The 19080-nt window shown below is 71.6% G+C and carries 16 protein-coding genes and 1 riboswitch; of the genes, 9 read left to right on the forward strand and 7 right to left on the reverse strand.

What is annotated here, in order from left to right:
- Positions 1-209 precede the first annotated feature (209 nt).
- Genes ABD691_RS07410 through ABD691_RS07425 form a run of 4 tightly spaced genes read left to right on the forward strand, consistent with a single transcriptional unit; the run spans position 210 to position 3490 of the window.
- Positions 210-875, forward strand: a complete 666-nt coding sequence (locus ABD691_RS07410; protein ID WP_344678816.1) for an NUDIX hydrolase — start codon at positions 210-212, stop codon at positions 873-875.
- A gap of 23 nt (positions 876-898) precedes the next feature.
- Positions 899-1579 (forward strand): LON peptidase substrate-binding domain-containing protein, encoded by a 681-nt coding sequence (locus ABD691_RS07415; protein WP_344678707.1) that lies wholly within the window; start codon positions 899-901, stop codon positions 1577-1579.
- 45 nt (positions 1580-1624) lie between these two features.
- Entirely contained in the window at positions 1625-2983 is a 1359-nt protein-coding gene (locus ABD691_RS07420; RefSeq protein WP_344678708.1) for a DUF8017 domain-containing protein, read from the forward strand.
- 9 nt (positions 2984-2992) lie between these two features.
- Positions 2993-3490, forward strand: coding sequence for a GNAT family N-acetyltransferase (locus tag ABD691_RS07425; RefSeq protein ID WP_344678709.1), 498 nt, complete (start codon positions 2993-2995; stop codon positions 3488-3490).
- A gap of 4 nt (positions 3491-3494) precedes the next feature.
- Here ABD691_RS07425 and ABD691_RS07430 read toward each other — a convergent pair whose 3' ends face one another.
- Complete coding sequence (locus tag ABD691_RS07430) at positions 3495-4115, reverse strand: DUF2567 domain-containing protein (protein ID WP_344678710.1); 621 nt, start codon at positions 4113-4115, stop codon at positions 3495-3497.
- Between the two features lie 166 nt (positions 4116-4281).
- On the opposite strand from ABD691_RS07430, the gene ABD691_RS07435 reads away from it, so the two are divergent.
- Positions 4282-6258 carry an arabinofuranosyltransferase gene (locus ABD691_RS07435; RefSeq protein WP_344678711.1) on the forward strand — a complete coding sequence of 659 codons (1977 nt, stop codon included), beginning with the start codon at positions 4282-4284 and terminating at the stop codon, positions 6256-6258.
- 172 nt (positions 6259-6430) lie between these two features.
- Here ABD691_RS07435 and ABD691_RS07440 read toward each other — a convergent pair whose 3' ends face one another.
- Both ABD691_RS07440 and dnaE read right to left on the reverse strand, forming a co-directional pair.
- Positions 6431-7651 (reverse strand): cytochrome P450 family protein, encoded by a 1221-nt coding sequence (locus ABD691_RS07440; RefSeq protein WP_344678712.1) that lies wholly within the window; start codon positions 7649-7651, stop codon positions 6431-6433.
- Between the two features lie 101 nt (positions 7652-7752).
- Positions 7753-11343 (reverse strand): DNA polymerase III subunit alpha, encoded by a 3591-nt coding sequence (gene dnaE / locus ABD691_RS07445; RefSeq protein WP_344678713.1) that lies wholly within the window; start codon positions 11341-11343, stop codon positions 7753-7755.
- Positions 11344-11506: 163 nt separating this feature from the next.
- Between dnaE and ABD691_RS07450 the strand changes: the two genes are divergently transcribed.
- The 4 genes from ABD691_RS07450 to ABD691_RS07465 all read left to right on the forward strand — a co-directional run bounded on the left by ABD691_RS07450 (position 11507) and on the right by ABD691_RS07465 (position 15585).
- Positions 11507-12478 carry an AsnC family protein gene (locus tag ABD691_RS07450; protein ID WP_344678714.1) on the forward strand — a complete coding sequence of 324 codons (972 nt, stop codon included), beginning with the start codon at positions 11507-11509 and terminating at the stop codon, positions 12476-12478.
- 330 nt (positions 12479-12808) lie between these two features.
- Entirely contained in the window at positions 12809-13909 is a 1101-nt protein-coding gene (locus ABD691_RS07455; RefSeq protein ID WP_344678716.1) for a Re/Si-specific NAD(P)(+) transhydrogenase subunit alpha, read from the forward strand.
- Positions 13910-14212, forward strand: a complete 303-nt coding sequence (locus tag ABD691_RS07460) for an NAD(P) transhydrogenase subunit alpha part 2 (protein ID WP_344678717.1) — start codon at positions 13910-13912, stop codon at positions 14210-14212. It abuts the gene before it with no gap.
- Positions 14209-15585: an NAD(P)(+) transhydrogenase (Re/Si-specific) subunit beta gene (locus ABD691_RS07465; protein ID WP_344678718.1), complete on the forward strand. Its 1377-nt coding sequence runs from the start codon at positions 14209-14211 to the stop codon at positions 15583-15585. Before ABD691_RS07460 ends, ABD691_RS07465 begins: the two co-directional genes overlap by 4 nt.
- Positions 15586-15603: 18 nt before the next feature.
- Here the strand turns inward: ABD691_RS07465 and ABD691_RS07470 are convergent, their stop codons facing one another.
- From ABD691_RS07470 to ABD691_RS07485, 4 genes are all read right to left on the reverse strand, one after another.
- Positions 15604-15897: a hypothetical protein gene (locus ABD691_RS07470; protein ID WP_344678719.1), complete on the reverse strand. Its 294-nt coding sequence runs from the start codon at positions 15895-15897 to the stop codon at positions 15604-15606.
- Between the two features lie 99 nt (positions 15898-15996).
- Entirely contained in the window at positions 15997-16884 is an 888-nt protein-coding gene (locus ABD691_RS07475; protein WP_344678817.1) for an RluA family pseudouridine synthase, read from the reverse strand.
- Between the two features lie 41 nt (positions 16885-16925).
- On the reverse strand, positions 16926-17546 hold the full coding sequence (gene lspA, locus ABD691_RS07480; RefSeq protein WP_344678720.1) for a signal peptidase II: 621 nt from the start codon (positions 17544-17546) through the stop codon (positions 16926-16928).
- Positions 17547-17572: 26 nt separating this feature from the next.
- A complete protein-coding gene (locus ABD691_RS07485; RefSeq protein WP_344678721.1) occupies positions 17573-18922 on the reverse strand; it encodes an aminotransferase class V-fold PLP-dependent enzyme in 1350 nt (449 codons plus the stop codon).
- Between the two features lie 31 nt (positions 18923-18953).
- A riboswitch (SAM riboswitch) is annotated at positions 18954-19069 on the reverse strand.
- Positions 19070-19080 lie beyond the last annotated feature (11 nt).

The raw sequence follows: 19080 nt of genomic DNA on the forward strand, positions 1-19080 counted from the left end.
CTCCTCACGTGCGTCGCGGACAGACCCGCGACCAGTCGGCCGCGCGGTCCGGGAGGACCCGGCCCGCGCTTCCCCCTCCCCGGCGCGTGCCCGCCGGAAGGGTCTGATCCACCCCGGATGCCAGGCCCCGAGGTTTTCGCCTTAGAATCGAAAACGTGCCACATCGTAACACCCGAACGAGCGACGACAACGGCGACGCAGCTCACGAGGTGCTGGGGGCGGTGCTCCAGGCGCGCGACGGCGACCTGCGGGTGCTGCTCTGGCAGCGCGCCCAGCAGCCGCACCTCCACCGCTGGGCGCTGCCCGGCGGACGGCTGGCGGCCACCGAGGACGTGGAGACCTCCATCCGGCGCCAGCTGGCCGAGAAGGTCGATGTGCACAAGCTCAGCCACGTCGAGCAGATCTCGGTGTTCAGCGCCCCGGACCGGTTCCCCGGCCGCCGGGTGGTCGCGACCGCGTTCCTCGGGCTGGTCCCCTCCGACATCGATCCCGAGGTGCCCGCCGACACCCGCTGGCACCCGGTCGCCGACCTGCCCGACACCGCCTTCGACCACGGCGAGATCGCGCTCACCGCCCGCGACCGGCTGCGCGCCAAGCTCTCCTACACCAACATCGGCTTCGCCCTGGCCCCCGCCGAGTTCACGGTCTCCGAACTGCGGCGGATCTACTCGGCCGCGCTCGGCTACCAGGTCTCGGCGACCAACCTGCAGCGCGTGCTGTCCCGCCGGGGTGTGCTGGAAACCACCGGCCGCACCGTCTCCGCCGGTCCCAGCGGGGGCCGCCCGCCCGCGCTGTTCCGGTTCACCAACCGGGACCTGGAGGTCACCGACCCCTTCGCGGTCCTGCGCCCGCCGTCCCGTGGTGGCCAGGACTGATCCGGCCGACGTAGGTTGGGGCCGTGACGGACACGCTCCCGCTGTTCCCGCTCGGCACCGTGCTGCTGCCCGGCGCCTCGCTGCCGCTGCACGTCTTCGAACCGCGCTACCGCCAGCTGACGCTGGACCTGGTCAACGAGGTGGTTCCGGACCGGCGGTTCGGGGTGGTGGCGATCCGGCAGGGCTGGGAGGTCGGCGAGAACAACGTCGACTCGATGTACGACGTCGGGTGCTCGGCCCTGCTCCAGGACGTGCGGCAGCTGCCCGAGGGGCGCTACGACATCACCAGCACCGGCGAGCAGCGGTTCCGGCTGCTGCAGATCGACACCGAGGCCGCGCCGTACCTGATGGCCAGGGTGGAGTGGCTGCCCGACAGCGAGCCCGCCGACGACTCGGAACCGCTGCGCGACCGGCTCGCCACCGCCGCCCGGTCGGCGCACGAGCGCTACCACGGCACGGGCCTGCGAGGTGACCGCTACGAGGCTCCCGCCGCCGACACCGGCGCCGACCGGCTGGCCTACGCGCTGGCCGAGGACTGCGTGCTCAGCACCGAGGACCGGCAGGCGCTGCTGGCCGAGACCGATCCGCTCGTGCGGCTGCGACTGGTACGGAAGCTGATGCTGCGCGAGGCGGAGTTCCTGCGCGAGCTGCGCGCGGTGCCCGCGCCGCTGACCGAGTTCGCCGCCCGGAGCAGCGTGAACTGAGTTCCCGGGACATCGCCGACCAGGTCACTCGTTAGGATCACGGCCATGTCGACACCCGGGGGCTGGGGCGCGAACCCGTACGGACAGCCGAGCAACGACCCGAACAGCGGCGAGCCGCCGCAGGCGGGCGGGAATCCGCCGGGTCAGGGGGCGCCGGGCGAGGGGTCGCCCGGGGCGGCTTCGGGGATGTCGCCGTCTCCGGGGATGCAGTACCAGGGGTTCGGGTCCTTCCAGCAGCCGCCATCAGCCCAGCAGCCGCCGTCGCCCGGCGGGTTTCCCGCGCAGCAACCGTCTCCCGGCGGATTCCAGGCGCAGCCGGGCGGATTCCAGGCACAGCCCGACGGATCCCAGCCCTCCGGCGGGTTTTCCGCCCAGCAGCCGTCGACACCCGGCGGGTTTCCCGCGCAGCCCACGGGTTCCGAGCCCTCCGGCGGATTTCCGGCCCAGCCCGGCGGATTCCAGGCGCAGCCGGGGTTCCAGCAGCCCGGCGGATTCCAGCAGCCGCCGTCGGCGCCCGAGGGATTCCCGGCCCAGCAACAGCCCGGCAGCTTCCAGCAACCCGGCGGTTTCCAACAGCCCAGCCCCCAGCAGCCCGGCAGCTTCCAGCACCCCAGCAGCCCCCAGCAACCCGGCTTCCAGCAGCAGCCGAAGCCGTCGCGAGGTTCCCGCGGCTCGCTGGTCGCGGCGATCGCCATCTCCGCGGTGGCGGTGATCGCGATCGCCACCACGATCGTCGTGCTGGTCGTGAACTCCGGCGGAAACCAGGCCGCCCCCGTCCCGCCCGCACCGGTCCCGACGAGCAAACCGCCCGCGACCACCAGCAGCGAACCGCCCGCCCCGCCGGTCAGCGGTCCGCCGGTGGTCCCCGGCTGGCAGGCCGTCGCGGTGCCCCGGCGCTCCGCGCTCTACGACGCTCCGCTGGAGTGGTGGGTCGACAACCCGGACAACACCCACGGCTTCGGGTCGATCGACGACCCGGTCACCATGAGCGGCGTCTCGATCTTCCAGCCCGGGTTCTGCCGGGAGGACACCAGCAGCTTCCGCGCGATCGCGGGCGCCACCGCGCGCAAGGGCCCGGACGACGCCGCCGTCGCCACCGAGACCGCGCAGAAGCTGGTCCAGTTGGCCTACACCGTCGATGGCAAGCCTCCGCAGGCGCAGTTCTCCCCGCCGACCCCGGTGCAGATCCACGGCGGCCGGACCGCCATGGAGGTCAACGCCACCGTGACGCACCCGGCCCCCGGCGCGTGCGACTCGCCGACCGTGCACGTCACGATCCTGGCGACCAACAGCGACGGTCAGGGCTCGGTGGTGTTCATCTCGGTGGCCGACCAGGGCATCCCGGGCGCGATCACGCCGGACACCCTGCACCGGATGGCCGGCACCATGCGCCCCGCGGGCTGAGCGTCCGCAATGGCCCTGATCCGCCCCGCCGGTCCCGGCGACCTCGACCAGGTCGAGGAGATCTACGCGCACTACGTCACGACGAGCGTCGCGACCTTCGAGCTCGAACCGCCCGGTCCGGACGACTGGCGCGAGCGGCACGCGAACATCACGACCGGTGGCCTGCCGTTCCTGGTGGCAGAGGACGGCGGCGAAGTCCTCGGCTACGCGTACTGCTCCCCCTGGCGAACCCGCCCCGCCTACCGGCACACGGTGGAGAACACCGTCTACCTCGCGCCCTCGGCGACCGGCCGGGGCCTGGGCCGGGCACTGCTGGAGGAGCTGCTCGCCGAATGCGCCCGGACCGGGGTGCGCGAGGTCATCGCGGTGATCGCGGACTCCGGCGACCCGGCCTCGGTGCGGCTGCACGAACGCTGCGGGTTCACGCCCGCCGGACGTCTGAGCCGGGTCGGGCGAAAGCACGGGCGCTGGCTCGACACCCTGCTCTACCAGCGATCCCTGGCCTAGGAGGTCAGCGGAGGCGGCGGCCGAGGTCGTCGAGGCCGTTCCAGGAGGCGGCGAGTCCGTACGCCAGCGCCAGCGCCAGCGGCTGGGCGACGACCGCCCACATCGTGGCCACCTCGGGCGCCGCGGCGACGACCATTCCGGGCTTCGGCTGCGGCGGCAGCGGGTACAGCCCGGACGCGAAGGACGCGCCCATCTTCGCCGCGAGCCACCCGGCCACCAGCGCACCGAGCACGCCCGCGACCAGGAACACCGGACCGCGCCGATCGCGCAGCCGCCACAGCACGGCCGCGACCAGCAGCCCGGCCGCGAGGTTGAGCAGCAGGAAGATCGCCAGCGCGTCGAAGCGGTGGTAGCTCTCCACCATCAGCTGCGGCAGGAGCTCGCCGGACGGTCCCAGCACGGCGTTCTCCGCCGGGGCCAGCCGCGACCAGATCCAGGCCACCGGCAGCCCGACCAGCGCGACCAGCGACAGCGCGCTCACCGCTGGCAGCAGGTCCGCCTTGACCACGACCCGGGGCACCGCGCGCTCGTTGCGGAACTCCGGGAACTCCTCGGCCCCGGCGGGCGGGATGCGGATCGGCTCCGCGCGCGTGCCCGGCGGCTCGACCGGTCCCTCAGACGCCACTGCCGACCTCCCTCGCAGCTGCTCTCCGCCGAACCGCCACCCTAGTCCGTGCGGCGGAGGCGGTCGGCGCCCCGGTGCCGGTGGCCCGACGGTGGCCGCGAGTGCCCGCACGCACATCAACTATTCTGCGCGGGCCCCCCATCCCCTCCACCGAAGGACCAGCGAAGTGGCGGGAATTCTGCCGAGCCCCATGCTGACCGGCCCCGGTCCCGTCGACGAACCACGTCAGGACTCCGCGGTCAGACTCCCCCTGCGCAGCACCGTCGTGGAACTCCTGCTCGGCTCGGCCGTCGCGGTCGTGATCAGCATGGTGCTCCAGTTCGCCGTGGTGCGGCTGGGGATCAGCGAGCCGAGCTTCGCACCGGAGGCGCTGGCCGTCCTCGGCGCCGCCCTGGTGCTCACCGCGCTGTTCCTGCTGCTGGCCTTCGGCCACCGGCGTTCGCCGCACTGGCTGCGGCTGGGCGGGACGTGGGCGGCGCTGAGCGCGTTCACCACGCTCGCGCTGGCGATCCCGTTGCAGTCGACCCGCTTCTACTACGGCGGCGCCTCGATGGACAACGCCTTCCGCATGCAGTACATGACGCGGATGGCGAGCACGCCCGGTCTCGCCGACATGAACTACGCCGACACCGCGCCGTACTACCCCGGCGGCTGGTTCTGGCTGGGCGGCCGGTTCGCCAACCTCCTCGGCTGGGAGGGTTGGGCGGCGTACAAGCCGTACGCGTTGTCCTGGGTCGCGCTGACCGCGGTGGTCGCGTTCACGCTGTGGAGCATCGTGCTGCGCAGGCGGCTCGCGTTGCTGGCGGCGCTGGCGACCACGCTCGCGGGCATGCTGCACGGCATCGAGGAGCCCTACGCCTGGCCGTCGGCGGCGTGGATGGCCCCGGTCGCGGTGCTGGCCTGGCACGCGCTCCGGCGGGAGCAGCGGGCGCCGCGCTGGACGTTGGTCTGCGTGGGCGTCTACGTCGGCTTCGCCGCGATCACCTACACCCTGCACTTCGGTTTCGCCGTGCTGCTGATCGTGACGATGGCGGTGGTCATCGGCGTTTTCCGGGTGCACCAGGGAAACGCGCTGTGGCCGACCGCGCGCGGGCTGTTCCTGCGCCTGCTGCCGATCGGTGTGGTCAGCGCCCTGATCGCACTGCTGGTCTGGTTGCCGTACCTGCTGTCGACGCACTTCCTGCTCGACAACCCGCGCAGCGCCGCGCTGCACTACCTCCCGCCGGACGGCGCTTTCCTGCCCACGCCGATGACCGACGCGAGCGCGTTCGGCGGGCTGTGCCTGGCGGGCCTGGTGTGGCTGCTGCTGCGCTGCCGCCGCAACGAGATCGCGGCGGCGATGCTGACGATGGTCATCGCGGTCTACTGCTGGTTCGGGCTCTCGACGCTGGCGCTGATCGCCAAGACGACGCTGCTGGCGTTCCGCCTGAACGTGATCCTCGGTGCGGTGCTGGCCACCGCGGGCGTGCTCGGGCTGCTGGAGCTGGTCGGGTTCCTGCGGCGCAGGCTCGACGCGGCCTACGCACTGCGCATCTCCACGATCTCCTTCGCGCTCGGCCTGCTCGGCGCGGTCACGCTCACCCAGGGCGCGATCGGGACCGCGCTGGCGGATTCCACCGAGCGCGCCTACGCCGACTACTACCCCACCGGTGACAACGCGATGGGCGGGCGCGAGGAGGACCAGCCGGGGCACTGGGCGGGCGCGGTGTTCGCCACCATCGACGAGCTCACCGGCCGCGAGCCGCAGCAGAACATCCTGCTCAGCACGGACTACAAGATGATGTCCTTCCGCCCGTACTGGGGCTTCCAGCAGGAGACGCCGCACTACGCCAACCCGCTGGCCGACTACGACGAGCGCGCCGCGGTGGTCCAGCGCTGGACCACCGCGAAGGACTCCTCCGAGCTGCTGCACCAGCTCGACCACTCCCGGTTCGAAGCACCGAACGTGTTCGTCCTGCGGACGCCCTCGGAGGAGTTCGGGCCGGAGAACGCGGGCAAGTTCGCCCTACAGCTCAAGGGCGACGCCTTCCCGCAGCTGCCGAACGTCCGGGACTACAACGTCTACTTCGACCCGGCCGCGTTCGACTCCCCGGAGTTCGTGCAGCGCCAGGTCGGCCCGTACACGATCATCGTCCGGCGCTAGCGCCGTCCTGGCGGGGTTGGTACCGGGCTCCCCAGTACCAATCCCGCCAGGACCAAACACGCCAGAGCCGATCCCGCCAGCACCAAACCCGCCAGGGCCGATCCCACCGGTACCAAACCCGCCAGCACCGACCCCGCCAGAGCTAACCTCGCCAGCACCAACCCGGCGCGCGTCACGCGCCGGTGCGCACCGGAAGCTCCTCAAGACCGCGCATCAGGTTGCTGACCCGCCAGCGCAGGTCGTCGGCCGGCCCGTCCAGCGCCAGGTCCGGGAACCGCTCCAGCAACCGCCGCACCGCGATCTGGCCCTCCATCCGCGCCAGCGGGGCGCCCAGGCAGAAGTGGATGCCGTGCCCGAAGGCCAGGTGCCCGGTGGTGGTGCGCCGGATGTCGAAGACCTCCGGGTCCTCGAACCGCTCCCCGTCGCGGTTCGCCGAACCCAGCGCCACCCACACCACCTGGTCCGCCGGGATCTCCACCCCGCCGATCTCGGCGGCCTCGGTGGTGTACCGGAAGGTCGACTGCATGACCGGGCTCTCGAAGCGCAGCGTCTCCTCGATCGCGCCGTCGACCAGGTCGAGATCGGCGCGCAGGGCGGCGAGCTGGTCCTGGTTGGTCAGCAGCGCCAGCACGCAGTTGCCGATGAGGTTGACCGTCGTCTCGTGCCCGGCGACCAGCAGCAGGAACACCATCGCGATCAGCTCGCCCTCGGTGAGCCGGTCGTGGTCGTCCTCGGCCTCGATCAACGCCGTGAGCAGGTCGTCGCCGGGCTGGGCGCGCTTCTTGCCGAGCAGCTCGACGAGGTAGTCCTTCATCTGCTCCGACGCGGTCTCGATCGCCTGCTGGTCGGAGCTGTCCACCAGGACGTTGGACCACTCGCGGAACTCGTCCCGGCGCGACTCGTCGACCCCGAGCAGTTCGGTGATCACCTTGATCGGCAGCGGGAACGCGAACTCGTCGATCAGGTCGGCCGCGGGCCTGCCCTCGATCCGGTCCAGCAGCTCGGCGGTGATCTCCTCGATGCGCGGGCGCAGGGCCTCGACCCGGCGGGCGGTGAACGCCTTGACCACCAGCTTGCGCAGCCGGGTGTGGTCCGGCGGGTCCATGTTCAGCATGTGCGCGCCGAGGTCGGCGCTGAACTTGCGGCCGTCGGCGTCCGGTGGCAACTGCGACTCGATCAGGTCCGAGACCCGCTGGAAGTTCTTGGCGAACCGGGGATCGGCCAGCACCTGCCGCGCTTCGGCGTACCGGGTGACGATCCAGAGCGGGAAGCCGCTGTAGGCCCTGATCCGGTGCACTGGTGCTTCCGGGCGCAGGCGGGCGTAGTGCGAGTGCGGATCGGTCGCGAACGCCTCGTCGAACACCGGAAGTTCGGAGGTCTGGTTGCCGGTCATGGGTACCTTCCGAGATCGTCGTGGTGGTCAACTCCAGTTAACCGATCTCACCCATGGTTGTCACATGACAACTGAGAGCACCCTCAGCACCGACGCGGCGATCAGACCACGGCTTCGAAGCAACCCGCTCCGAGCAGCCCCTTCAGCTCGCCCTGCAGCCCGTTGTCGGTGGACACGAAGTAGTCGCTGGACAGCGCCAGCCGGGTCACCCCGCGCGGGCCCTGCAGCTTCACGTGCACCGGCACGGTGCCGGAATGCGCCTGCAGCGTGCGCTTGAGCTCGGCCACCAGCGAGCGGTCCACCCGGCTGGCCGGGACCTTGATCACGAAGGCCGGGCTGGTGCCGGGGTCGGTCTCGGCCGCCGAGATGTCCACCGGGACCGCGTCGGAGGCGAAGATGCTGATGGTGCCCTCGCGCTCGTTGATCCGGCCCTTGACCGCGATCGCGGTGTCCTCCACCAGGCAGTCGGCGAACATCTCGTAGGACTTCGGGAAGAACAGCACCTCCACGCTGGCGTCGAGGTCCTCGACGGTCACGATCGCCCACGGGTGGCCGTTCTTGTTGATCCGCCGCTGGATCCCCGAGATCATCCCGGCGATCTTGACCTGGTCCTTGCCCGCCTCGCGCTCGCCGCCGACCAGGTCGGCGATGCCGCTGTCCTGGTACGGCGCGAGCAGCCGCTCGGCCCCGTCCAGCGGGTGCGCCGAGACGTAGAGGCCCAGCATCTCCCGCTCGTAGGACAGCATCTGCTTGCGCGGCCACTCGTCCGGCGTGAACTGCAGGTGCGCCAGCGGCGACGCGGACTCGCCGCCGCCGGTGTCGTCCCCGCCGCCGAACAGGTCGAACTGGCCCAGCGCCTCCTGGCGCTTGAGGCCGATGACCGCGTCCACCGCGGCCTCGTGGTGCTGCGCGAGCGACATCCGGGTGTGCCCGAGCGAGTCGAACGCGCCCGCCTTGATCAGCGACTCGATGACCCGCTTGTTGCAGGCCACCGTCTCGGACTTGTCCAGGAAGTCGGTGAACGAGCTGTAGCGGCCCTTCTCCTCGCGGACCTTGGCCACCGAGGCGACCACGTTGGCGCCCACGTTGCGGATCGCACCCAGGCCGAAGCGGATGTCGGAGCCGACGGCGGTGAAGTCGTTGAGCGAGTCGTTGACGTCCGGCGACAGCACCTTCACGCCCATCCGCCTGCACTCGGCCAGGTAGACGGCCATCTTGTCCTTGTTGTCGCCGTTGGAGGTCAGCAGCGCGGCCATGTACTCGGCCGGGTAGTTGGCCTTGAGGTAGGCCGTCCAGTACGCCACGAGGGCGTAACCGGCCGCGTGGGACTTGTTGAACGCGTACCCGGCGAACGGCAGGACCGTCGCCCACAGCTTGTCGATGGACTCCTTGGAGAAGCCCTGCTCGATCATGCCCGCCTCGAAGCCCTCGAACTCCTGGTCCAGGACCTCCTTCTTCTTCTTGCCCATGGCGCGGCGCAGGATGTCGGCTCGGCCGAGGCTGTAACCGGCGACCTTCTGCGCGATCGCCATGATCTGCTCCTGGTAGACGATCAGGCCGTAGGTCTCGGCCAGGATCTCCCTGAGCGGCTCGTCGAGCTCGGGGTGGATCGGCTCGACCGGCTTCTTGCCGTTCTTGCGGTCGGCGTAGTCGTTGTGCGCGTTGACCTCCATCGGGCCCGGCCGGTACAGCGCGTTGCAGGCCACGATGTCGGCGAACTCGGTGGGCTGCATGCGCTTGAGCAGTTCCCGCATGCCACCACCTTCGAGCTGGAACACTCCCAGGCTCTCGCCCCGCGCCAGCAGCTCGTAGGTCAACCTGTCGTCCAGCGCCAGGTTCGACAGGTCGATCTCGCGGCCGTGGTTGGCCTTCACCATCTTCAGCGCGTCGCCGAGGATCGTGAGGTTCGAAAGGCCCAGGAAGTCCATCTTCAGCAGGCCGATGGCCTCGCAGGACGGGTAGTCCCAGCCGGTGATGATCGAGCCGTCGTCGCGCGCCCACAGCGGCACGGTGCCCATCAGCGGCTGCGACGAGAGGATCACCGCGCAGGCGTGCACGCCGGCGTTGCGGATCAGCCCCTCCAGACCGCGGGCGGTGTCGAAGATCTGCGACACCGACGGGTCGGTCTCGATGAGGTTGCGGACCTCGGCGGCCTCGGCGTAGCGCTCGTGCTGCGGGTCGACGATGCCCGACAGCGGGATGTCCTTGGCCGCGATCGGCGGCGGCAGCGCCTTGGAGATCTTGTCGGCGATGGCGAACCCGGGCTGGCCGTGGTGCACCCGCGCCGAGTCCTTGATCGCCGCCTTCGTCTTGATCTTGCCGAAGGTGATGACCTGGGCGACCTTGTCCCGGCCGTACTTGTCGATGGCGTACTGCAGCACCTCGTCCCGGCGGCGGTCGTCGAAGTCGAGGTCGATGTCGGGCGGGGAGTCCCGCTCCGGGTTCAGGAACCGCTCGAAGATCAGGCCGTGCTCCAGCGGGTCCAGGTTCGTGATGTGCAGGATGTAGGCGAGCAGCGAACCCGCGGCCGAACCACGGCCCGGACCGACGTGGATGCCCTGCGACTTGGCCCACCGGGTCAGGTCGCCGACGACCAGGAAGTACGCGCAGTAGCCCTTGGTGTCGAGCACGTCGAGCTCGATCTTGATCCGCTCCAGGCACTCCTCGGAGGCGCCGTTCGGGTACCGGCTCGGCAGGAACTGCTCGACCTCGGCCTCCAGCAGCTCGCGCTCGGTCTTGCCGCTGCCGTCGGTGACTCGCGGCATCCGGTCCTGGAACGACCAGACGTCCTCGTAGGACTCGACCATCTGCGCCACGAGCAGCGTGTTGTCGGCCGCGTCCGGGACCTCCTTGTCCCAGTACTCCCGCATTTCCTCGGCGGACTTGAGGTAGTAGCCGTCGCCGTCGAACTTGAACCGGCTCTCGTCGTTGAGCGTCTTGCCCGACTGCACGCACAGCAGCGCGCCGTGCGACTCGGCCTGGTCGACGGTGACGTAGTGGCTGTCGTTGGTGGCCAGCGGGCGGATGCCGAGCTGCTTGCCGATCTTGAGCAGGTTCTCCCGGACCGAGCGCTCGATCGGCAGCCCGTGGTCCATCAACTCCAGAAAGAAGTTCTCTTTGCCGAAAATGTCCCGGTAGTCGGCGGCGGCCTGCAACGCCTCGTCGTACTGGCGCAGCCGCAGCCGGGTCTGCACCTCGCCGGACGGGCAGCCGGTGGTGGCGATGATGCCCTCGGAGTACTCGGCGATCAGCTCCCGGTCCATCCGCGGCTTGCGGTACTGGCCCTCGAAGCTGGCCTTGCTGGACAGCGTGAACAGGTTGCGCAGACCGGTGCCGTTGCGGGCGAGCATCGTCATGTGCGTGTAGGCACCCGCACCGGAGACGTCACCGCCCTCGCCGTACTCGTCGGTGCCGCGCTGCTTGGCCTCGCCCCAGAACACCGGCTTCTTGTGGAAGCGGCTGGTGGTCCCGGGCGCCAGGTACGCCTCGATGCCGATGATCGGCTTGATCCCGGTCTTCCTGGCCTGCTGGTAGAACTCGTCCGCGCCGAACATGTTGCCGTGGTCGGTCATGCCGACCGCGGGCATGCCGAGCCGCTGCGCTTCGGCGAACAGCGCCCCGACCTTCGCCGCACCGTCGAGCATCGAGTACTCGGTGTGCACGTGGAGGTGGACGAAGGAGTCGACAGGCACGGAAAGTCCTCCCCTACGAATGGCTTGGCTGCGGAGAAACCCGGCGGGCTGCCAGCCTAACGCCAGCCGCGGATCGACTCGGCGACATCCCCGGGCGTTGCGCGGATCGCAAAGTCCGTGCCCTCCGCACGGTGATCGCCCGGAGCGGGTAGCGTGGCACGACGTGGCTGCCCCTGATCCCGTGGACGTGCGTCTGCTGTCCGTCGTCGCCGAGGCGGGCCGCGCGTCGGTGCAGGAGATCGCCGGTCGCCTGGGGATGGACATCCGCGACGTCGCCGCCCGGCTCGCCTCGCTGTCGACCACCGGCCTGCCGCTGGTCGTGGGCGTCGAGTGCGACCCGCAGGCCATCCGCAACGCGGTGGCCGCCGCGCAGGCGTGGACGCAGCAGGCCCAGGCCAGCGGGCCCTACCAGGTGCAGCAGCCGAACCCGGGCTACCCGCACAGCGGCGCGCACCAGGTGCACAACCACCCCAGCGGCCCGTACCACAACTACGGCGGCCCGAGCGGTCCGTACCAGACGCCCGGCGGCAGCGGACCGCAGCAGTTCGTGCCACCGGCGCAGCCGCCGTCGTTCGGCCCGCCCAGCGCCCCGGTGCCGCAGCAGCAGGCGCCGCAGGACCCGATGAACACCTGGGGCCCGCCCGGATCGGCGTCGTGGGCGCGCGGCGACCAGCAGCGACCGCAGCAGCAGATCCAGAAGGCGCCCGCCGGCCGCACCGGCAAGATCGGCAGCAAGCTCGACGTGGAGGGGCTGGAGGGCGAGCGGATCACCATCCAGCTCGTCGAGGTCGTGGACCCGGCGGATTTCCTGTTCACCGCCGCCGGGTACCAGCTGCAGGACGGCGAGCGGGCGGTCGTCGTGCACACCGAGCTGACCAACCGCGGCGCGATGCCGTTCTCGTCGCTGCCCGACCTGTACCTGGTGCTCGTCGCCGACGACGGCTCGACGGTGTCGAAGGCGCCGGTGTCGCTGTCCTCCCGGCCGCCGCACCGGATCGGCGTTCCGCCGGGCGAAACCGCGGGCGGGCACACCGTCTACGTGCTGCCGGAGGCGACCGAGCTGACCGCCGTGCGCTGGACACCGCGCCCCGGCGACGAGCAGCGCACGCTCACCTGGGACATCACCGACCTTTGAGCCGCCCGGGACCAACCTGGCCATCGTCCTCAAGCGGCCCAGCCGCTTAGCCCAAGCACGCAACCGGCACCGCCGCGGGTTCTCAGGCGTTCGCTGGCGAGGACAGCTTTTTCCGTCGTATTGGACATACGTCGGAAAAAGATCCCGCAGCCAGCGGGCGCCTGAGGTTCCGCCACCCACACCGCCACGCAAGGCGCAGCCCAGAGAAAAAGTCCCCTTGCGTCGAAAACACGTCGATCAGGGCGTGGCCCCTTGCGCGGCGACCGCCTCTGTGTGCATCTGGGGGTAACACGATCGTCACTGTCGGCTACCACCTCGGAGAGTGGTGCGATGACGGCACAGCAGGACGGCCGCCCCGTGATCGGGGTTCCGGCCGAGTCGTTGACCGGTGAGCGCAGGGTGGCCCTGGTGCCCCGCGTCGTCGAGCGCCTGCCCGCGATGGGGCTGGACGTCGTCGTCGAGGCGGGCGCGGGCAGGCCCGCGCTGATCCCGGACAGCGCGTTCGTCGCCGCGGGCGCGAGCATCGGCGACCCGTGGTCGGCGGACGTGGTGGTGAAGGTGAACCCGCCGACCGAGGCCGAGATCGGCAAGCTCGCGTCCGGGTCCGTGCTGATCGGGTTCCTGGCTCCGCTGACCGAACCGGACAACGTCGAGCGCCTGCGCTCGGCCGGGGTGACCGGCTTCGCCATGGAGTCGATCCCGCGGATCTCCCGCGCGCAGTCGATGGACGCGCTGTCGTCGCAGGCCAACGTGGCCGGGTACCGCGCGGTGCTGCTCGGCGCCAGCGAGTCCACCCGGTTCCTGCCGATGCTGACCACCGCCGCGGGCACGGTGAAACCCGCCGCCGCCCTGGTGCTGGGCGCGGGCGTGGCGGGGTTGCAGGCGCTGGCCACCGCCAAGCGCCTCGGCGCCCGGGCCACCGGCTACGACGTGCGGCCCGAGGTCGCCGACCAGGTCCGCTCGGTCGGCGCGAAGTGGCTGGACCTGGGCATCGAGGCCACCGGCGAGGGCGGCTACGCCCGCGAGCTGGGCGCCGACGAGTCCGCCGAGCAGTCCCGCAGGCTCACCGCCGCGATCAGCGAGTTCGACCTGGTCATCACCACCGCGCTGGTGCCGGGCAGGCCCGCCCCGCGGCTGGTGTCGGCCGAGGCGGTCGAGCGGATGCGGCCGGGCAGCGTGGTGGTCGACCTGGCCGGGGCGACCGGCGGGAACTGCGAGCTTTCCGAGCCCGGGCGCACGGTCGTCGTCCACGACGTCACGATCGCCGCGCCGCTGAACCTGCCCGCCTCGATGCCCGAGCACGCCAGCGAGCTCTACGCCCGCAACGTGCACGCGCTGCTGGAGCTGCTGGTCGTCGAGGGCCGCCTCGCGCCGGACTTCTCCGACGAGGTGCTGGCCGCGTCGTGCGTCACCCGTCGGGAGGAGTCGTAGATGTTCCTGGCCAATCTGGCGATCCTGGTGCTGGCCGGCTTCGTGGGGTTCGCGGTGATCTCCAAGGTGCCCAACACCCTGCACACCCCGCTGATGTCGGGCACCAACGCGATCCACGGGATCGTGCTGCTCGGCGGCGTGATCGTGCTCGGGTCCGGTGTGGACGATCCGCTGTCCAGGGCGCTGGCGCTGATCGCGATCATCTTCGGCACCCTCAACGTGGTCGGCGGTTTCCTGGTCACCGACCGGATGCTCGGCATGTTCAAGCACAGGCCCGAAAGCCGGAAGGGGGCGGAGAAGTGACCCTGCAGCCGGTGCTCTACATCGTCGCCTTCGGCATGTTCATCTACGGCCTGATGGGCCTGACCGGCCCGCGGACCGCGGTGCGCGGCAACTGGACGGCCGCGGCCGGGATGGTGCTGGCCATCGTGGCGACCCTGCTCACCCCGGACCTCCAGGACGGCTGGCTGATCGCGCTGGGCCTGGCGGTCGGCACCGTGCTCGGCGTGCCGGCGGCGCGGCGGGTCAAGATGACCGCGATGCCGCAGATGGTCGCGCTGTTCAACGGCGTCGGCGGTGGCGCGGTGGCGCTGACCGCGTGGGTCGAGTTCCGCGAGTCGGCCGGTTTCCTCGACGAGCCCGCCTACGTCGTCGTCTCGTCGCTGTTCGCCGCGATCATCGGGTCGGTGTCGTTCTGGGGCTCGCTGGTCGCCTTCGGCAAGCTCCAGGAGATCCTGCCCGGCAGGCCGGTGACCCTGGGCGCCGCGCAGGTCCCGGTCAACGTCGTGCTGGTGCTGGCCGCGGTCGGCTGCGCGGTGGCGGTCGGGCTCGGCGCGCGCTACGAGGTGCTGCTGGTCGGCCTGCTGGTCTTCGCGACGCTGACCGGGATCGCGGTGGTGCTGCCGATCGGCGGCGCGGACATGCCGGTCGTGGTGTCGCTGCTCAACGCCTTCACCGGGCTGTCGGCCGCCGCGACCGGGCTCGCGCTGGACAACACCGCGATGATCGTCGCGGGCATGATCGTCGGCGCGTCCGGTTCGATCCTGACCGACCAGATGGCCAAGGCGATGAACCGGTCCATCCTGTCGATCGTGGCGGGCGGCTTCGGCGGCGGCGCGCTGACCGAGGAGGTCCCGGCGGGCGGCACGGTCCGGTCCACCAGCGCCGCCGACGTCGCCATCCAGCTCGCCTACGCCGACCAGGTCATCGTGGTCCCCGGCTACGGCATGGCGGTGGCGCAGGCCCAGCACGCGGTGCAGGACATGGCCAAGCTGCTCGGCGACCGGGGCGTCGAGGTCAACTACGCGATCCACCCGGTGGCGGGCCGGATGCCGGGGCACATGAACGTCCTGCTCGCCGAGGCCGACGTGCCCTACGAGCGGCTCAAGGAGATGGACGAGATCAACGAGGAGTTCGCCCGCACCGACGTGGCCCTGGTGATCGGCGCGAACGACGTCACCAACCCGGCCGCCCGCGACGACCCCGGCTCGCCGATCTTCGGGATGCCGATCCTCAACGTCGACCAGGCCAGGACCGTGATCGTGCTCAAGCGCTCGATGCGCGCGGGCTTCGCGGGGATCGACAACCGGCTGTACTTCGACCCGCGGACCGCGATGCTGTTCGGCGACGCGAAGTCGTCGGTCGGCGAGATCATCGAGGAGCTGAAGGCCCTGTGACCGGGCGCCCCGGCTGACCTACTCGCCCCGTCGTCGGCGCAGCCAGTTCATCGCACCGCCCCGGCCGCGCTCCGGCCGGTCGCGGCTGCGGTACTCCAGCGTGGGCCAGTCCCCGGCGTCGTCGTGGCGCTCGATGTCGTCCGGGGCGCCCAGCACCGCCGGTCCCGCCTTGCCGAAGTCCTCGGCGGAGATGAGCCCGGAGTCCAACCCCGATGGCGGGGTGGAGGCGTCGATCTCGCCCAGCGGCAGTCCCACCGGCGGGGTCGGCGCGTCCGACTCCGGATCGAACCTGCCATCACCAGACCTGGACACCCGAATCTCCCGTCGCCGTCGCCGCCATTGCCCGAAACCGGGGCGTTTCCCCAAAAGTTCCGGGCATGTCCTCAAAGTTACGGCATGGTGGCGGGCGGGTCAGCCGTCGGCGTCGCGCAGGACGTCGAGCGCGTGCTGGAGATCCGCCGGGTACTCGCTGTCGAAGCTGACCCAGCGGCCGTCGGAGGGGTGCTCGAACCCGAGGGTGCGGGCGTGCAGCCACTGCCTGGTCAGGCCGACCCTGCGGGCCAGCACCGGATCGGCGCCGTAGGTCAGGTCGCCGACGCAGGGGTGGCGGACCGCGGCGAAGTGCACCCGGATCTGGTGGGTGCGGCCGGTCTCCAGCTTGACGTCGACCAGCGAGGCCGCGCGGAACGCCTCCGCGGTCTCGTAGTGGGTGATGCTCGGCTTGCCGCCGCTGACCACCGCGAACTTGTAGTCGTGGCGCGGATGGCGGTCGATCGGCGCGTCGATCGTGCCGCGGCTCGGGTCCGGGTGGCCCTGCACCAGCGCGTGGTAGCGCTTGTCGACCGTGCGCTCCTTGAAGGCGCGCTTGAGCACCGAGTACGCGTGCTCGCTCTTGGCGACCACCATGACGCCGGTCGTGCCCGCGTCGAGCCGGTGCACCACGCCCTGGCGCTCGGACGCGCCGGAGGTGGCGATGCGGACGCCCGCGGCGGCCAGACCGCCGACGACGGTCGGCCCCTCCCAGCCCGGGCTGGGGTGCACGGCCACGCCGATCGGCTTGTCCACCACGACGATGTCGTCGTCCTCGTGCAGGATCTTCAGCCCCTCCACCGGGACCGCGACGATCTCCGGCGGCTGCTGCGCGGGCGGCAGCGTGACCTCCAGCCACGCACCCGCGACCAGCCGGTCCGACTTGCCCGCGGGACTGCCGTCGAGCAGCACGTCACCGGACTCGGCCAGCGTCGCGACCGCGTTGCGGGACAGCCCGAGCAGCTTCGACAGCCCGGCGTCGACGCGCATGCCGTCCAGCCCGTCCGGGACCGGCAGCGTCCGCAGGTCGCTCACGACTTCGCCCGCTTCCGCTTGTGCACGGTGCCGTCGTAGTCGCGGCCCAGCAGCGACAGCAGGACCACCAGCGCGCCGCCGCAGACGATCGCCGAGTCGGCGAGGTTGAACACCGGGTAGAAGCGACCGCCGGGCGCGAGCACCGAGATGAAGTCGACCACGTGCCCCTGCAACGGCCCCGGCGCGCGGAAGATCCGGTCCACCAGGTTGCCGCACGCGCCGCCGAGGACCAGGCCCAGGCCGATCGCCCAGCCGGTCGAGCGCAGCTTGCGGGACAGCCAGACGATCACGCCCACGACCACGATCGCCAGCACCGCCAGCAGCCAGGTCATGCCGGTGGCCAGCGAGAACGCCGCCCCCGGGTTGCGCAGGACGTCGAGGTAGACCAGGCCGCCGAGCAGTTCGACCGGGGGCTCGCCCTCCAGGTTCGCCACCACCGCGATCTTGCTGACCACGTCCAGCCCGAGCGCCACGGCCGCGATCCCGAACACCAGCGCCAGCAGCCGCCGGGGCCTGCCGGGGTCACCGACCGGTTCGTTCGGGGTGTCCGCGTCGTCGGCGTTGTCCGCCACGGCCGCCTTCTCGGAGTCGGACTGCTCGCTGCTCACAGCCGCCATTGTCCCCGAACGCCCGGGCGGGCCGGTCACCGGCCGAGGAACGAGGGCACCTCGCGCGGATCGTCGACCGGCAGCCAGCGGCCGTCGGTCTGCTCGTAGCGCCACCGCGGCCCCTCGGTGACCAGGGCGTGCAGCGCGCTGACGAACCGGTCGACGTGCTCGACGGTGCTGCCGAGGCCGACGCTGACCCGCACCGCGCGACCGGAGTCCGAGCCCGCCTCGTGCAGCAGCCGCCGCACCGCGAGGTGCGCGCAGAACAGCCCGTCCCGCACGCCGATCCCGTGCTCGGCGGCCAGCGCGGCGGCCAGCAGCCCGGGGTCCTGCCCGTCGACGGTGAAGCTGACCACCCCGACCCGGTCGTGCTCGGCGCCGAACAGGCTCAGCTCGCGCAGGCCGGGGATCCGGCTCAGCCCGGCCCGCAGCCGCCGCAGCAGCACCTCCTCGTGGTCGCCGACGGCCTTCCAGTTCGCGGCCAGCTCCGCGCAGGCGGTGGCCAGCGCGTGCACGCCGACGGTGTTGGGCGATCCGGCCTCGTGCCGCTCCGGCCCGAGGTTCCAGCCCACCGAGGACTCCTGCACGGCGCGGGTCGCGCCACCGCCCGCCAGGTACGGGTCGGCCGCGTTGAGCCAGTCGGCGCGGCCGACGAGCGCGCCCGCGCCGAACGGGGCGTAGAGCTTGTGGCCGGAGACGGCGACGTAGTCGACGCCGAGGTCGGCGATCCGCACCGGGCGGTGCGGAGCGAGCTGGGCGGCGTCGAGCACGGTCCGCGCTCCGCGCGAGCGGGCGACGCGGGCGAGCTCGGCGACCGGCCACAGCTCGCCGGTCACGTTCGAGGCGCCGGTGATCACCGCCAGCCGCGGGCCCTCCGGGCACTCGGCCAGCGCGGCGTCGAGCGCGCGGACCGCCGCGGCCGGGCTCTCCGGCGCCTCGATCCGGCGCACCCGCGGCCCGCCCCACGGCAGCAGCGCGGCGTGGTGCTCGGTGTCGAAGACCACCACCGACGTCTTCCGCAGCAATGCCCTGGCCAGCAGGTTCAGCGAGTCGGTGGTGTTCCGGGTGAAGATCACCGAGTCGGTCTCGCGGGCACCGACGAACGCGCGCAGCCTCGCCCGCGCGCCCTCGTAGACCCGGGTGCAGACCTGCGAGGCGAAGCCGGCGCCGCGGTGCACGCTGGCGTACCAGGGCAGCAGCTCGTTCACGGCGTCCTGCACGGCGTCCAGGCACGGCGCGCTGGCGGCGTGGTCGAGGTTGGCGTAGCCGACCCGGCCGCCGGTGACCAGCGGAACGCGCAGTTCCCGGCCCACCACGGCGGGAATCCGCGCGGGGAAGTCCACACCGGACTGCTCGGGAACCTGGATCGGGGTGCTGACGGACACGATGCCCTCCTCGGGCCTCATGGGCCCCGCGGGCCCGCGCTTGCCGGGTCGCCCTTCACGACCGGCCAGGTCCTCACCCGGGGCACCCCACCGCGGTTGGAGGGTTGCCGGCCAGCAAGCCGGGGCTTGACGCTGGCACTCATGACCTTCGACCGGGA

It is taken from the genome of Saccharopolyspora taberi (assembly GCF_039534165.1).
Lineage (GTDB): Bacteria > Actinomycetota > Actinomycetes > Mycobacteriales > Pseudonocardiaceae > Saccharopolyspora_D > Saccharopolyspora_D taberi.

Excerpts from the sequence above, each read along its gene's own strand:
- ABD691_RS07420 (WP_344678708.1), top strand. The coding sequence starts at position 1,625 with ATGTCGACACCCGGGGGCTGGGGCGCGAACCCGTACGGACAGCCGAGC.
- ABD691_RS07425 (WP_344678709.1), top strand. The coding sequence starts at position 2,993 with ATGGCCCTGATCCGCCCCGCCGGTCCCGGCGACCTCGACCAGGTCGAG.
- ABD691_RS07440 (WP_344678712.1), bottom strand. The coding sequence starts at position 7,651 with ATGACCGGCAACCAGACCTCCGAACTTCCGGTGTTCGACGAGGCGTTC.
- ABD691_RS07455 (WP_344678716.1), top strand. The coding sequence starts at position 12,809 with ATGACGGCACAGCAGGACGGCCGCCCCGTGATCGGGGTTCCGGCCGAG.
- ABD691_RS07460 (WP_344678717.1), top strand. The coding sequence starts at position 13,910 with ATGTTCCTGGCCAATCTGGCGATCCTGGTGCTGGCCGGCTTCGTGGGG.
- ABD691_RS07475 (WP_344678817.1), bottom strand. The coding sequence starts at position 16,884 with ATGCGCGTCGACGCCGGGCTGTCGAAGCTGCTCGGGCTGTCCCGCAAC.
- lspA (WP_344678720.1), bottom strand. The coding sequence starts at position 17,546 with ATGGCGGCTGTGAGCAGCGAGCAGTCCGACTCCGAGAAGGCGGCCGTG.